Origin of the sequence: Paenibacillus sp. FSL W7-1088 (genome assembly GCF_037969855.1) — a bacterium.
In the GTDB taxonomy this organism is placed as follows: Bacteria; Bacillota; Bacilli; order Paenibacillales; family Paenibacillaceae; genus Paenibacillus.
This window is the reverse complement of record NZ_CP150216.1, coordinates 694,276-708,410: the sequence shown is the minus strand read 5'-3', so window position 1 is coordinate 708,410 and position 14,135 is coordinate 694,276. Positions and strand designations below refer to the sequence as shown.

Below are 14,135 nucleotides of genomic sequence, written 5' to 3'. Positions count from 1 at the left end.
GGAGGTATAGAGTTCTTCTTGAAAGCGGGATATGATAAGGGAATCATTATAAGGAATAATTGCTCGATAATTATTCTTTTGGTCTGTAACGTGGACTGATCTTCCATTACAATAAGACCTAATAGCTAGTATGTTGATGTATGAGGTGCACAGCCATGACAGGAATTAACATTATTAAACATGCAACAGAAGATAGAGATTCAGGAAAAGAAGGACTTCCCCTGGATCGGATAAGAAACGATGCACCTAAGATAACCCTCAAAGAATTCATTGAACATTATTCTCCCATGAAGCTTGAAGTGTTTCTCCCTCTGGCGAGAGCCATTGTATCCTGTGTCGGGAATGTTCATCGACTGCAGACCCTACATCTGGATCTAAGGCCTGAGCACATCGACGTGCTGAATAATGGTTACGAGGTTTCTTTGAATACTTCCGGTTGTACGGTGCTGCGTTCAGCGGAAGGTTATATACGCCCACACCCGATTGAGAGCGGTATACCCGAAGGGTCTCTGCCGTATTGCTCGCCTGAAAATACAGGCAGAATGCAGCGAAAAATTGATGAGCGGAGCGATCTTTATTCCCTTGGTGCAATTTTTTACGAAATGCTCACAGGTCGACTTCCTTTTCTCGCTAATACTGCACTTGAATGGGTGTATCTGCATCTCGCACAAAGCCCCTCCCCCTTAAATTTGTCTGGAATACATGGATCAGATGCGCTGGAATCCATCGTGATGAAGCTGCTGGAGAAAAATCCGGACTCTCGCTATCCAAACACAGCTTATCTGCTCGCTGATCTGGATCGTATTGGACAATCTGCGGATACACTTCTCACAGAGTCGGACTTCCATGGAAGGTTGCATGAAATGTCAGTCCTCATTCAGGCTTTCGATTCCGCTTGCTTAGGCTCAACCGAGATGATGTACGTTGCAGGCGAAGCTGGAATGGGCAAAACAAGCCTGATCCACCAGGTCTTCCGCAATGAACAGCATGCAAGACCATTTTTCTATATCACCGGAAAATTCGAGCAGTTATCCATGGAAAGCCCCTATCAGCCGATTATTCAGGCGTTCCGTGGACTTATTCGCCATTTGCTCGGAGAGACTAAACAAGCCTCTATGCAGTGGGGACACAAGCTGCGCGAAGCATTGGGGATATACGCAGGAGTGATCACGAGCATTATCCCTGAAGCCGACATGATATTGGGCCAAGTACCCGCTGTAGAGGAACTGCCTGCCAATGAATCCAAGAAACGGTTCGTCCATGCTTTTCGCAAATTTGTACAGACACTCGCAACCAGGGAATGTCCGCTTGTGTTATTTATCGATGATGTGCAATGGGCGGATTCTTCCTCTCTTCAATTAATTGATGCCTTGCTCTGTGATCCGGAATCCCAGTATTTGATGATTGTGTGCGCCTATCGTCAGGCGGAAACCGACGTGAGTCAGCTGCCCGGATATCAGGCTGACGGAAGCGCTGCCCTGCAAGCGGTCATCAGACATATCCATCTCAGTCCGCTAGGTCTGGAGGATATGAACGGAATCGTGACGGCGAAGCTAAACAGCGATACACATGCTACACAGTCATTGACGGAATTGCTGTATCAGCAATCGGGTGGAAACCCGTTTCATTTTCAACAAATTCTGCTTCGTCTCCAGGACGATCAAACACTGCTGTATGATGAAGAGCACCGCCATTGGCAGTGGGACCTTGGGCAGATTATTGAGCATAATCTTAGCTACTCGGTTCAGGATCTGATCACACTTAAACTGCGCCGGCTTAACGAGGAGGCTCAGGAGCTTCTTCAGGTGGCAGCTTGTGTAGGCAGCACGTTTCATCCTAAATTCATTGCCCTGGTGGTGAACCAACACGCCGAAGTGCTGCTTCCGTTATGGTCCATGATCGTTGCCGAAGGGATGATTATGCCTACCACCGATCAACAATTCAAATTCGCTCATGACCATATTCAGAAGCAGATCTACAGCTCCATGGATGTCACCTCCAGACAAGCCCTTCATCTCCGAATTGGCAGTTGTTTGAGGGATCTGTACCCGGAGAATGAAGAGCACACCTATGAGAAGGTTCATCATCTGAATCGTGGTTCCGCCAGAATAGCAGATCCACAGGAGATTCTGCGGCTCGTACAATTGAATGCGGATGCGGGTCACCGTGCCAAATCAGCCTCCGCCCACGATGTTGCGTTAGGTTATTTCAGGCAAGCGATTGAGCTACTCCCAGCGGGATATTGGGAAATGGCATTTGAAACGTGCTTTGAATTACATATCCAAAGGGCGGAATGCGAATATTTATGCGGCCACCATGCGCAATCCGAACAGGAGATTGAACTCTTGCTTGAACGTGCGCGCAATCCGGTCGAGCGGAGCAAAGTACAGATGATTCGAATTATGCAATATATTAACCAGGGAAAATATTCGGAAGGCACCGCCCTTGGCCTCGAATGTTTGCATGACCTTCGGATTTCCATCACGCCTAATCCCGGGAAATTCACGCTGTTTATAGAAAGCAAACGAATAGAATGGATGCTTCAAAATCGATACGAGCAGTTGACTCACTTGGAGGAAATGCAAGATCAGGAACGAATTTCAGCCATGAATCTGATTTTTGCCATTACCCCCTCAACCTTCTTCACCAATAAAAAAGTTTTTTTTCTGCTCATGTGTCGGGCCATTCAGCTCTCTCTTCAATATGGAAACACGCCGGTTTCCGCAGCAGTTTATTCGGCCTATGGCCTGCTTCAGGGCATTGCGTTGGGAAAATTTGAAAGAGGATATGCCATGGGCAAGGTCGGGATGGAATTATCTAACCGCTACAACATTCCATCCATTCAAAGCAGAACCTATACGATGTTTGGCGGTGTACTGTGCCAGTTTGTCGGGGATGCAAGGGAAGGGGATATGTATCTGAAAGATGCCATCCAGATGGGCATGAATTCAGGGGATTATATATTTGCCAGCTACGCCATCGGCGCACATGTAAACTCTTTATACACAAGGGCACCCCTTGGGCAATTTTCCAAAATCCTTGCCGATTATCTGACGGTGCTGGAGACGACAAAGGATGAATTTGTAAGGCAAAACATTTACCTCTATCAGCAATATATCCTTGCCCTTCAAGGAAAGACAGGTGCACCGGACTCATTCAGCCGTGCCCATTTTGATGAAAATGAATTTCTGGAGCGGATATCGGGGGAAGAGACATCTGGCACCACTCTGTTTCAATATAATTCCTACAAAACGCAGCTATGTTATCTGCTCGGTCATTACGAGGAAGCGATGCAATGGGCGAGGCAAGCCCGATCCCATGAAATTTATGCGACGCATCTGCCCCATTTGCCGGAATGCCTGTTCTATGAATCACTCGCCATGGTGGCCGCCTGTATCCAGCCCCATCAAAGGTCCACATGGTCGACCCTCAAGCGGCGTTTCAATCGAAATATACGTCGTTTTCGCCAATGGGCGGCATGGAGTCCAGTAAACTACCAGTCCAGGCTGCTGTTGCTTGAGGCTGAGCTTGCTCGTGTCTCGCGGGATATGCAGAGGGCTGAGCATCTGTATGATCAATGCATCCGGGAAGCCAGGGAGCGGGGCGATCTGAGGGTCGCCAGTCTCGCCAGCGAGATTGCTGCTACTCACTATGAGAATCAGGGCAAGCGGAAGAGCGCTTCTTTTTATTTGCAATCTTCCATTCAGGGATATGAGCAGTGGGAGGTGCCTATCAAAGTAACTCAACTGAAAAAATTGCAGCAGCACTGGCACCAGGAACTAGAGCCGGAGCATGCTTCACACACCTCCCTGCCCCCTTCAGATAGCAGCGATAAAATGGAGAAGATGGAGCAAAGTATGCGATCTGCCTCCTTCCCGGATCAGCTTGCTGCCATAGACCGCCTTGGCCTCTCTCCTCTCCTGCAAACGATGCAGGACACGTCCAGTCAGACGGAAATGGATACTGTGGTGGCAGACATCATGAAATCCATCCTGATCTATGCAGGTGCAAGCAAAGGGGCCTTGTTGACAGGCAGTGCAGAGCCCTTTTTCATACAGGGTTATGCGGATATGGAGAGTTCCTCTTCCTCCTCTAATGAAATCATTCATGACATGAACCGGTTGCCGGAAGGCATCATTCGCTATGTGTTCCGCACCCAGGAAAGGGTTTATTATAACGGAGGCGAGGATAGCTGGCTCATACACAATCCTTATATGTCGAAGCATCAGCCGCAATCGGTTCTGTGTATTCCTGTAGCGGTTCATGGCACATTGCTGGGCGTTCTTTACCTGGAAAACAGGCTCACACGAGGCGTGTTCCATGAGGAGCACAACTCTGTACTCGTGACGATGGCGTCTCATGTTATCCTGATGGGCTTGCTTCACCATTCCCATGAAACATCTGATCCTTCTCAGTCTTCGCCAGACATCGCGAAAGGAACAGATTCTCTTTCGACCTTGATTGAAGAGCCGCTCACGGAACGCGAACTGGAGGTGCTTGCACTGATTGCAGCCGGATTGTCCAACAAGGAAATTGCAGAGCATCTGGTCATTGCGATGGGTACAGTAAAGGTCCACGTCAAACATATTTTTGCCAAGCTCAAAGTTAACCGGCGTACCAAAGCTATTGCTCAGGCCAAGGAGCTTAATCTGCTCGAATGAGCTTTGCTGAGCTTAAATATCATTTTCGTTTTCGTCTCACATAATAAATATCCCCGATCATGTAATGATCGGGGATATTTATTGCTATATAGAAAAATTCATGAATTAATTCGGTTTATTTCAATATCTTAGACCCGAATGTCAAATCGGCCATTGCTGTCCGTTGATGCATTTGCAATTTCTTGCGGGGAGGCTGCTTGCAGGCCATGGGTTGGTGGTTTGGCCGGCGGTGCTTCTTTGGTTGTTGTTGCCCCGCTGCTCTGGGAGCTTTGCTGTGAGATTTGAGCTTCAATTTGCTTGATTTGCTGCTGCAACTGCTTCGTTTTGGTCTCCTTGGTTTTCTCATCGTTCTTGCTGGATTGTACCTTTTCCAATTCGGCCTCAAGCTTCGTCTTTTGTTTTTCCAACTCACTTGTGCTGTTCGAACTGGATGAAGATGTGGATATGTAGGATGTCGTGGAACTTGCTGCAGAAGAAATATTCATCGTTGATCTCCTCCTCTTTCTTGGTTCCACTATATCCCATCCAGACGAAAGGCACGTTAATTTCAACTGAAAGGTTGCTGAATGATTGGCTGTCGGCCATTTCTAGTTCTTCTGACAAAGCTACCAGGTCCTTTCGTGAAAATTTCTCACAAGAAATTTCATGAATTTCCGAACGTTTTAAAATCCGTCCCAGATCTTTCTATATCAGCCTTCGTCAGGCTTCTTAAAAGAAATTCGGCAGCATCCATGAAGGTAGCGCTTACAACCATCCAAAAAAAGGGTTGATAAATGAGAAACCATCCACTATGATATTGTCATCAGTCCGGATAATAAAGTTAAAGCACTTTAACTTTAGATTAAATAACATCATGTGAAACCTTTTATTTATGGGAAACTCAACTCTGAAAGTTAAAGCGTTATAACTTTATACCCGATAGAAAGGTTGGTGTTTATGTGACCCATCGCGAAAGCCGGCGGCAGACATTTTACATGTACCTCTTCATCTCTCCATGGCTTATCGGTTTCTTCGTGTTTGCCTTGTATCCGATTCTGTCATCCCTTTATTACAGCTTCACGGACTATGACATTATCCACCCGCCGAAATATGTCGGACTCGCGAATTACAAAGAAATGTTTCAAAATGACCTGTTTTGGAAATCTGTTGTCGTAACGGTGCGCTATACCTTTATCAGTGTACCGATCCAGCTGCTGCTGGCACTTGGATTCGCGCTCCTGCTCAATGCAAAAATACCGTTTCGCGGGTTTTTCCGCACGGCCATGTATTTTCCGAGTATGGTATCCGGCGTCGCCATGTCCTTGCTGTGGTACTGGATTTTCAACCCATCAATCGGTCTGTTCAATTACGTGCTATCTTGGTTCGGCATTAGCGGCCCAGCCTGGCTCATGAGCCCTGATTATGCGCTTTATGCTCTGATGATTATGTCCTTCTGGACGGTGGGCTCAGGCATGATCCTGTTCCTTGCAGGACTTCAAGGCGTTCCTTCAAGTCTCGTGGAAGCCGCCAAGCTTGACGGTGCGGGACGCTTCCGAATTTTCCTGAACGTGACGCTGCCCATGATTTCACCGGTGCTTTTGTTCCAGCTGATTATGGGCGTCATTGATTCCTTCCAGGTATTCACTCAGGCGTATGTAATGACCCAAGGGGGTCCAAACTACTCGACCTGGTTCTACGTTTACAACCTCTACACCAGCGCCTTCAAGGAATACAGGGCAGGCTACTCCTCGGCACTCGCTTGGGTGCTGCTGATCGTCGTCATGGCGTTTACGGCGCTCATTATCAAACTCTCGAACCGGTATGTTCACTATGAAGGAGGCGGGGGCAAATGAGTACGATTCCGACTGCCGGACCAGGGGCTTCACCTTCTGTAAATAAACGCCGGCGCAAAATCGATGCGGTTAGCATTGCCAGCTTCATTGCCCTTGTGGTCACCACCTTTCTCATGCTCCTCCCTTTGTTTTTCATGGTCTCGACCTCACTGAAATCGAAGAAGGAACTGCTGACGTTTCCTCCGACCTTTCTGCCGGAGTCCTGGCAGTGGAGTAACTACAGAGAAATTTTCGACACGCTGAACTTCGGTCAAATGTATATGAACAGTCTCATTATCGGCATTTTGACCGTTTTGGGCACCCTGTTTTCGTCGGCGCTTGCAGGCTATGGCTTCGCCAGATATCGGGGCAAGGGCAGCAACTTGTGGTTCATGCTCATGCTCAGCACCATGATGCTTCCATATCCGGCGATTATGATCCCGCAGTTCATTCTCTTTTCCAAGCTGAACTGGATCGATACCTTCCTGCCGCTGATTGTCCCTGCATTTTTCGGTTCGGCATACAACATCTTTTTGCTGCGACAGTTCTTTTCCACCCTGCCGGATGAGCTGTTTGACGCCGGACGCATTGATGGCTGCAGCGAGTTCCGGATGTGGCGACAGATCGCTTTGCCTCTGTCCGGTCCCGCGCTTGCAACCGTTGCAATCTTTGCTTTCATTTACAGCTGGAACGATCTTCTGACACCTGTGCTCTATTTAAGCTCATCGGATAAGTTTACGCTTCCGGTCGGTATGTCTTCCTTCACATCTTCGCGTTTCCGAATCCCGCCATGGCATCTGCTCATGGTTGCCTCCGTGCTCGCCATGCTGCCGATCGTGACTCTGTTTGCGATAGCCCAGAAGCGGTTTGTAGAAGGAATTGTACTTACAGGCATCAAGTAAAGGCTCCGCCGCAGGGGCGGCAAAAAACTTGAATATATGGGGGACTGTAGTTCATGAAAACGCTAAGGATCAAAAAGTCTTTTACACTTTTGCTTGCAACCAGCATGCTCGTCGTATTCGCATTGTCCGGCTGTAGCGGCGGCAAATCTGCGGGAGATATCGTAACCGGTAACGATGGCGATAACGCTAACTCCGGCTCCTCAGGAGGGCAAGTCACCATAACGCACTACACCATTGATTCCGAGGATCGCACCTTTATCGAAAAGCTGGTTCCGGATTTTGAAGCCCAACATCCGAATATTAAGGTAAAAGTCGAGAAAGCTCCTTACGAGCAGTTCGACAGTAAACTCCAAACGCTGATTGCCGGCGGCAAATCTCCTGATGTCACAAGCCACTATGGTTACGGCGGTTTTGCGGAGTATTACAACAAAGACATGCTGCTCGACATGAACGACATGATTAAGGAAGACGGATTTAAAGCATCTGACTACAGCATCCCGGATGATCTCATGAAAATCTATACCGTCAAAGACCATGTCTACGGTATCCCGGTCAACATGTACGTCTCTCTAATGCTCTACAACAAAGACATGTTCGACGCAGCCAACGTTCCTTATCCTCCAAGCGATTACGAGGACAAGAGCTGGACGTTTGACAAAATGGTTGAAGATGCGAAGCAAATGACGCATGTATCCAATGATATTGCCAAAACTCAATATGGCGTTGACTTCACATGGTCCGAGCGCGATATGCGCCCGCTCTATTTCGGAGCTGAGCCCTACTCCGAGGATACCTGGACCAACGGCGGTGTACCATCCGAGACTCATTTCGATTCGCCGGAAGTCATCGCAGCCTATAACAAGCTGTTCAACCTGATCTTAAAAGATAAAGTGTCTCCGACAACGGAATGGAGCAAAAGCGTAGCGGGGCAAAACGGTGATGCGTTCGTAACCGGCAAGGTGGGTATGACCGTCAGCGGCTCATGGAGCCTTGCGGGCTCCAATGACTTCCCTTTCAAGGTTGGCGTGGCTGCAGTACCTGCCGGCGGCAATGACAAGGTCCGCAGTGTACTTTTCGTCGATCCGCTCTTGATTCTGAAGGGCTCCAAACATCCGAAGGAAGCTTTTGAATGGATCAAGTATCTGGTCAGCGACGAGATTCAGGAAAAATCCATCGAACTGAGCGGTGGCAACCCTCCTGTAAATACGAAGGCTGCCGAAACCTATTACAAGCATTTTGATGGCATCGATCCAGCAGATGTGAAGAAGGTTTACGAAGGTGCTGTAAAATACGGATTTGAATCCTATAACCACCTGATCACCCACTATTCTCAGATCAACGACATGTTCATCAACGAGATGCAGCCGATTGATACCGGACACAACACCGTTGAAGAAGTGATGCCGACGATTCAGAAAAAGGTCATGGAAATTATCAATCGTTAACGCTAGAGTTGTGCCGTCCCGCAAGGGGCGGTACATCTATCAAATTAGCTTCGCGGCTAAGCCTCCGTACATGTATACTAATGTTAAGTCAATATAAAGTACGGAAAATCTGCCGCAAGGAGAGTACACAATGAAGGTTAGTATATTTGATGTTGCAAAGAAATCAGGACTGTCCGTCGTGACGGTTTCTCGCGTTTTAAACGGTGCCGAATCCGTTCGAGAGAAAAATAGGCAAAAGGTTCTGGAGGCCATCAAGGAACTCGATTACCATCCTAACGCTGCTGCGCGGAGTTTAGCTCGCGGCAAGACAGGAATCGTCGGTTTGATCATGACCACTCTTCAGGACTCCTTCTTCGACACCGTCGTTAAAGAGCTGAACGAAGTGCTTGCACTTCACGGCTATTTTCTTGCCGTCTCGGTCTCTACCGGCATTGGCTCTGATGAAACCCATTACCTGATCCAGGAGGACAGGGTGGACGGTCTGATCCTGCTCTCCCCGATGGAAGAGGATAACTACATTGTGGAACTGAAGCGACGCAATATTCCTTATGTGCTCATCGACAATCAGAAGCCGGAGAACGATGCTTTTTCGGTAACCATCGATAACTACAAAGGCGGCTATGCCGCTACGAAGCATCTGCTTGATCTCGGCCATACCTCCATCGCGCACTTAAGCGGACAGAACATGTTCCGCAGTACGAGGGAGCGCCGCAGCGGTTTTCTGGATGCACTCAAGGAAAAAGACCTGGCACCGTTCGACATGATTACAGGTGATTTCGAAATCGATTTTGGTTATGACATCTGCCGCAAATGGCTGCGAGAGGGACGCCTTCCTTCCGCGGTGTTCGCGGGCGATGACCATATCGCGCTTGGGGTCGTGAACGCCCTCATGGAAGAAGGCATCAAGGTGCCTGAACAGGTAGCTATCGTCGGCTATGACGATCAGTATATTTCATCCAAGCTGCACCCCCATCTGACAACGGTCCGGCAGCCTGCCGACCGCATCGGGATTGCTGCTGCAGATATGCTGCTGAAACGCATGGAGGGTACGATGAAACGCGGGGCTAATGTAAAGATCGACCCTGAACTCATCGTGAGAGAATCTACTGGATCTGGATCACCAACCAAAAGTACAACTGGATAAAAATAATATAACCTTATATATAGGAGTGACGACCATTGGCTTACTACTTGGGAATCGACGGGGGAGGAACAAAAACATACGCCCTGCTGACCGATGACTGCGGCAATGTGCTTGGCAAAGGCATGGGCGGCAACGGCAATCACCAGATTGACCGCGCCTTGGCCGCGCAAAGCATACGAGAAGCCGCGGAAGGAGCCCTGAACGAGGCAGGACTGCAGATTCATGAAGTCTCCCACACCTATTTTGGACTTGCAGGAGCAGACCGGGAAGTAGATTACCGAATCCTGCACCCTCTGGTTCAGGGAATCGGATTCACCCAGAATTACTCGATTAACTGTGATACCATGATCAGCCTGCGCGCAGGTACGAACCGACCTTACGGGGTCGCACTGATCTGCGGCACAGGCACCAACTCCGCTGGCCGCAATCCGGCAGGAGAACATGTGCAGGTCGGCGGTTTTGATTATATGTACGGTGATTTCGGCGGTGGCGGTTCCCTCAATATTGAGGTGTTCCGCTCTGTCATCCGTTCTTGGGACGGTCGTGAGCAGCCAACGCTCCTGACTCCCCTGCTGTTGAACTTTCTTGGGTATAACAGTGTCAGCGATATGTTCGATGACTATCAGGATCATGGCAAACATGTGCCTGTCCATGCAGCGAAGCTGCTATTTGAAGCTGCCGCAGAGGACGATGCTGTAGCTCTGGAAATTCTGACCCGTCAAGGCGTAGAGCTTGGCAATTCAGCGGCTGCGGTGATCCACAAACTTGAAATGGAAAAGGATACTTTTGACGTAGTCCTGGCTGGAAGTCTGCTAACAAGGGGGGATCGTGGCTGGATTCGGAGCAAGATTGAACAGACTGTTGCAACCATCGCTCCGAATGCGACCATCGTAACGTTGGCCACCGAGCCTGTTGTCGGCGCCTTATGGTCTGCTATGGATGCGGGCGGACATGCGGTAAGCCAGGTTGTATATAACAAAATGCGCGCCTTCCGTGACTTCGAACATATTAAGCAAACCACAAGATAAACGTCAGTAAACACTGTCATCATAAATAATTCTTATAAGACTGGAGTGTGCAAAAATGGCATATGAACAAGGGCTGAAAATAGCAGTAATTGGTGGTGGATCTTCCTATACTCCGGAGCTCGTTGAGGGGTTCATCCTTCACCATGCCGAGCTTCCGGTACGTGAGCTGTGGTTGGTCGATATTGAGCCAGGACAGCGCAAACTGAATATTGTCGGTAACTTGGCCAAACGCATGGTGGAGAAATCGGGTCTGCCCATTGAAGTACATCTGACGTTTGACCGCCGCGAAGCCATCAAGGGTGCGGACTTCGTCAGCACTCAAATGCGTGTCGGTATGCTTGACGCCCGTGGCCGCGATGAATCCATTCCCCTGAAATACGGCGTGATCGGTCAGGAAACCACTGGTCCCGGAGGCATGATGAAGGCGCTGCGGACGATTCCGGTCCTGCTTGATATCTGCCGTGATATTGAAGAACTCGCTCCTAATGCCTGGCTGCTGAACTTTACGAATCCGGCGGGTATGGTCACGGAAGCCATTCTGAAGTATTCCAACGTTAAAAGCATTGGTCTCTGTAATGCACCGATCGGCCTGATCAAGCAGACTTCGGCCAAATACGGCGTAGAAGCGGACCGCATCTATGCCGAGTTTGTCGGCCTGAACCATCTGCACTGGATTACGCGTATCGATGTGAACGGTGAAGACAAACTGGATGACATGCTGGCCGATACGGCCGGGTACAGCGCCAAGAACGTGCCTGCTCGGGAGTGGAATCCGGAGTTCCTGCAATCCCTGCATGCCCTGCCTTCCTATTATTTAAAATACTTTTATATGACTGATGCCATGCTTGAAGAGCAGCTGGAATCCTTACAAACAGGCGGCAACCGTGCGGAAGTAGTTAAACGTGTCGAAGAAGAACTGTTCGAGCTTTATAATGACCCGGACCTTAAGGATAAACCGAAACAGCTGGAACAGCGAGGCGGCGCCTTCTATTCCGAAGCAGCCGTAAACCTGATGCGCTCACTGTACAACGGAACGAATGACATTCAGACGTTGAACGTAGCCAATCAAGGCATTATTGATTTCCTGCCGGACGATGCCAGCATTGAAGTCAACTGCGTTGTCACCAAAACCGGCCCGCTGCCCCTGCCGCTAACCAAGGTTCCTCCTATGGCCGTCGGACTGATCCATGCGGTTAAAACCTATGAGCGCCTCGCCATCGATGCTGCCGTAACCGGCGATCGTGGATTGGCACTACAGGCATTGGTCCATCATCCTCTGGTCCCTTCGGTCGAAGTGGCGATTCAGATGCTGGATGAAATGCTCGAAGCCAACAAGGAATATTTGCCGCAGTTTTTTACTGAAACTGCAGCTAATGCATAATAATTCGGCTATGACCCATTCTTCCTAATGCCATAAAAAACGTCGATCAGCGTACCTTCACACCAAACGAAACCGCCGTATCCCAGGATTTCCTGAGCTATGGCGGTTTGTCGTTTCCAAGCATTTGCCCATCTATATCACTCGCTCCAATAGGTCAATAAATCATTCTTCTAGCTCTCCTTCCATTTAAAAAGCAGGCTGGGAGCTAATCTCCCTGCCTGCTTGCATATGAGCAATCAATCCATTTCAAGTTGTTTAGTATGTCCACCAGTTGCCGGACATCACGATCATGGAGAACAGCTTGATGCTGTCTTCATAGTAGCCTTCATTGGAGCTGCCCGCCGTTTTGGTCCATACGGAATTCAGCCAGTTTTGGTTCGTGGACGAGGTCATAGCGCTGACACCAAACGGTGCATAGAACGCGCCGCTGCCACCGGAACCTGTAACCGTGCCGTTGAGTTTATAACCATCCTTTACGCTGCTAGGGTTGCCGCTTACTTTGGTCGTAATCCAGCTGTTCATTTGGCTGAGCTGATTGAGCGCCCGGCTGTCACCCGTCATCAGATAATCCGTTGCGATCCGCCAAGGCGTACGACACGAGTTGTAATCGTAGTTACCATCGTTGGCCCCTTCCAGAAAATCGGCTGAAGCCGGCTTGTACGTTGAACCCGACAGAACGACGAAGTCTGGAAGCAATCCGGTTGATGAACTATACCCGTTGTATAAGGAGTTGATAATGGTATAGGTTTTGTCGATCACGTTCGCCCATCTGGCATCACCCGTTGCAGCCTGGAACGCCTTCAAGTGATTCAGCATAAAGTCTGATGGACGGGTAGCATTTTTGTAGGTGTTGTCCGTTGCCCAGTCGCCAAGACGCAGCGTCCATTGAGACTGATTCACGTCACTTTGCATAATGGCATTGATGATGTCCTTGCCGGCCTGAAGGTAGTTGATGCTGCCGCTGCTCCCCCACTGCTTGTCCGCAAGCAGGAGCGAATAAGCAATGTCCATGTCTCCATCCGTGGCCGAGTCGGCGCCTTCAATGTTCTGAAAACTGCTGTTTTGTTTCCATGCCATCAGTTTCGAATTGTTGGCGCTCGGATGAGCCTTATAATATTGATAAAGTCCGTCGAAATAGGTCTGCGCGTTGCTGTCATAACCAGCCATTAGAACCGTTGCCAGCATTCCATACCCGTGAGCTTCAGATACAGTATCCCCGTTGGACTGATATTTCACATAATACTTGCCTGTGCCTGCTGTCTTCAAATATGCTGATTTCCAGCTGTCCCATTTCGCTTTCACGGCGCTGTCCATCGCATTTTGCGTAACATGGTTCGGCTTGATCGAACCGCTGGTATATGTCGTATGCTGCGGGAATGGCTTGTTTGGAGCGGCGAAGGCAAAGCCCGCCGGAATCAGAAGAAAAGCGAGACAACACATCATAACAGCCTTGCTGCTAACCGAAAATCCCTTACTTTTTCTCATAAATTTACGCTCCTTTTAGATCCAAATGGGTCTTGATCCGTGACATAACCTTTAAGCCGAAAATTCAGTGCAGCATCTTGATGGAGAAACCATGATTCGTTTTTGGCATCCAGAGACACAATCACCTCCATCTAAAAGTTAAAGCGCTTTAACTTTTAAAACGCTTACATTTATTTTAATTGTTCTTCTAATATTTGTAAATAGACATTTCCGAGATTGAATCTAAAGTCCTGATTCGACATTTTGGCAGAGACCACCGTTTTCTTACCCTAATTAAT

9 protein-coding genes are annotated in these 14,135 nt (G+C 48.8%); 7 read left to right on the top strand and 2 right to left on the bottom strand.

Annotated elements, in window-relative coordinates; all coding sequences use genetic code 11:
* Nucleotides 1-155 precede the first annotated feature (155 nt).
* Nucleotides 156-4,661 (top strand): AAA family ATPase, encoded by a 4,506-nt coding sequence (locus tag MKY42_RS03315; protein WP_339848513.1) that lies wholly within the window; start codon nucleotides 156-158, stop codon nucleotides 4,659-4,661.
* Nucleotides 4,662-4,789: 128 nt separating this feature from the next.
* Here MKY42_RS03315 and MKY42_RS03310 read toward each other — a convergent pair whose 3' ends face one another.
* The gene (locus MKY42_RS03310; RefSeq protein WP_179261852.1) at nucleotides 4,790-5,146 is read right to left on the bottom strand and encodes a FlxA-like family protein; all 357 of its coding nucleotides are present in this window, start codon (nucleotides 5,144-5,146) and stop codon (nucleotides 4,790-4,792) included.
* A gap of 453 nt (nucleotides 5,147-5,599) precedes the next feature.
* On the opposite strand from MKY42_RS03310, the gene MKY42_RS03305 reads away from it, so the two are divergent.
* From MKY42_RS03305 to MKY42_RS03280, 6 genes are all read left to right on the top strand, one after another.
* A complete protein-coding gene (locus tag MKY42_RS03305) occupies nucleotides 5,600-6,493 on the top strand; it encodes a sugar ABC transporter permease (RefSeq protein ID WP_339848510.1) in 894 nt (297 codons plus the stop codon).
* Entirely contained in the window at nucleotides 6,490-7,374 is an 885-nt protein-coding gene (locus MKY42_RS03300; protein WP_339848508.1) for a carbohydrate ABC transporter permease, read from the top strand. Before MKY42_RS03305 ends, MKY42_RS03300 begins: the two co-directional genes overlap by 4 nt.
* Nucleotides 7,375-7,427: 53 nt before the next feature.
* Entirely contained in the window at nucleotides 7,428-8,819 is a 1,392-nt protein-coding gene (locus MKY42_RS03295; protein WP_177185877.1) for a sugar ABC transporter substrate-binding protein, read from the top strand.
* Nucleotides 8,820-8,949: 130 nt separating this feature from the next.
* Nucleotides 8,950-9,963, top strand: coding sequence for a LacI family DNA-binding transcriptional regulator (locus MKY42_RS03290; protein WP_090904250.1), 1,014 nt, complete (start codon nucleotides 8,950-8,952; stop codon nucleotides 9,961-9,963).
* Between the two features lie 35 nt (nucleotides 9,964-9,998).
* Nucleotides 9,999-10,991, top strand: coding sequence for a BadF/BadG/BcrA/BcrD ATPase family protein (locus tag MKY42_RS03285; protein WP_339848504.1), 993 nt, complete (start codon nucleotides 9,999-10,001; stop codon nucleotides 10,989-10,991).
* Nucleotides 10,992-11,046: 55 nt separating this feature from the next.
* Complete coding sequence (locus MKY42_RS03280) at nucleotides 11,047-12,372, top strand: 6-phospho-beta-glucosidase (protein WP_339848502.1); 1,326 nt, start codon at nucleotides 11,047-11,049, stop codon at nucleotides 12,370-12,372.
* 255 nt (nucleotides 12,373-12,627) lie between these two features.
* On the opposite strand, the gene MKY42_RS03275 is transcribed toward MKY42_RS03280, so the two are convergent.
* Nucleotides 12,628-13,857: a glycosyl hydrolase family 8 gene (locus MKY42_RS03275; RefSeq protein WP_339848500.1), complete on the bottom strand. Its 1,230-nt coding sequence runs from the start codon at nucleotides 13,855-13,857 to the stop codon at nucleotides 12,628-12,630.
* Nucleotides 13,858-14,135 lie beyond the last annotated feature (278 nt).

What these genes read in the sequence shown, in the direction of transcription:
- MKY42_RS03295 (WP_177185877.1), top strand. Translation starts at nt 7,428, where the DNA reads ATGAAAACGCTAAGGATCAAAAAGTCTTTTACACTTTTGCTTGCAACC.
- MKY42_RS03280 (WP_339848502.1), top strand. Translation starts at nt 11,047, where the DNA reads ATGGCATATGAACAAGGGCTGAAAATAGCAGTAATTGGTGGTGGATCT.
- MKY42_RS03315 (WP_339848513.1), top strand. Translation starts at nt 156, where the DNA reads ATGACAGGAATTAACATTATTAAACATGCAACAGAAGATAGAGATTCA.
- MKY42_RS03310 (WP_179261852.1), bottom strand. Translation starts at nt 5,146, where the DNA reads ATGAATATTTCTTCTGCAGCAAGTTCCACGACATCCTACATATCCACA.
- MKY42_RS03290 (WP_090904250.1), top strand. Translation starts at nt 8,950, where the DNA reads ATGAAGGTTAGTATATTTGATGTTGCAAAGAAATCAGGACTGTCCGTC.
- MKY42_RS03275 (WP_339848500.1), bottom strand. Translation starts at nt 13,857, where the DNA reads ATGAGAAAAAGTAAGGGATTTTCGGTTAGCAGCAAGGCTGTTATGATG.
- MKY42_RS03300 (WP_339848508.1), top strand. Translation starts at nt 6,490, where the DNA reads ATGAGTACGATTCCGACTGCCGGACCAGGGGCTTCACCTTCTGTAAAT.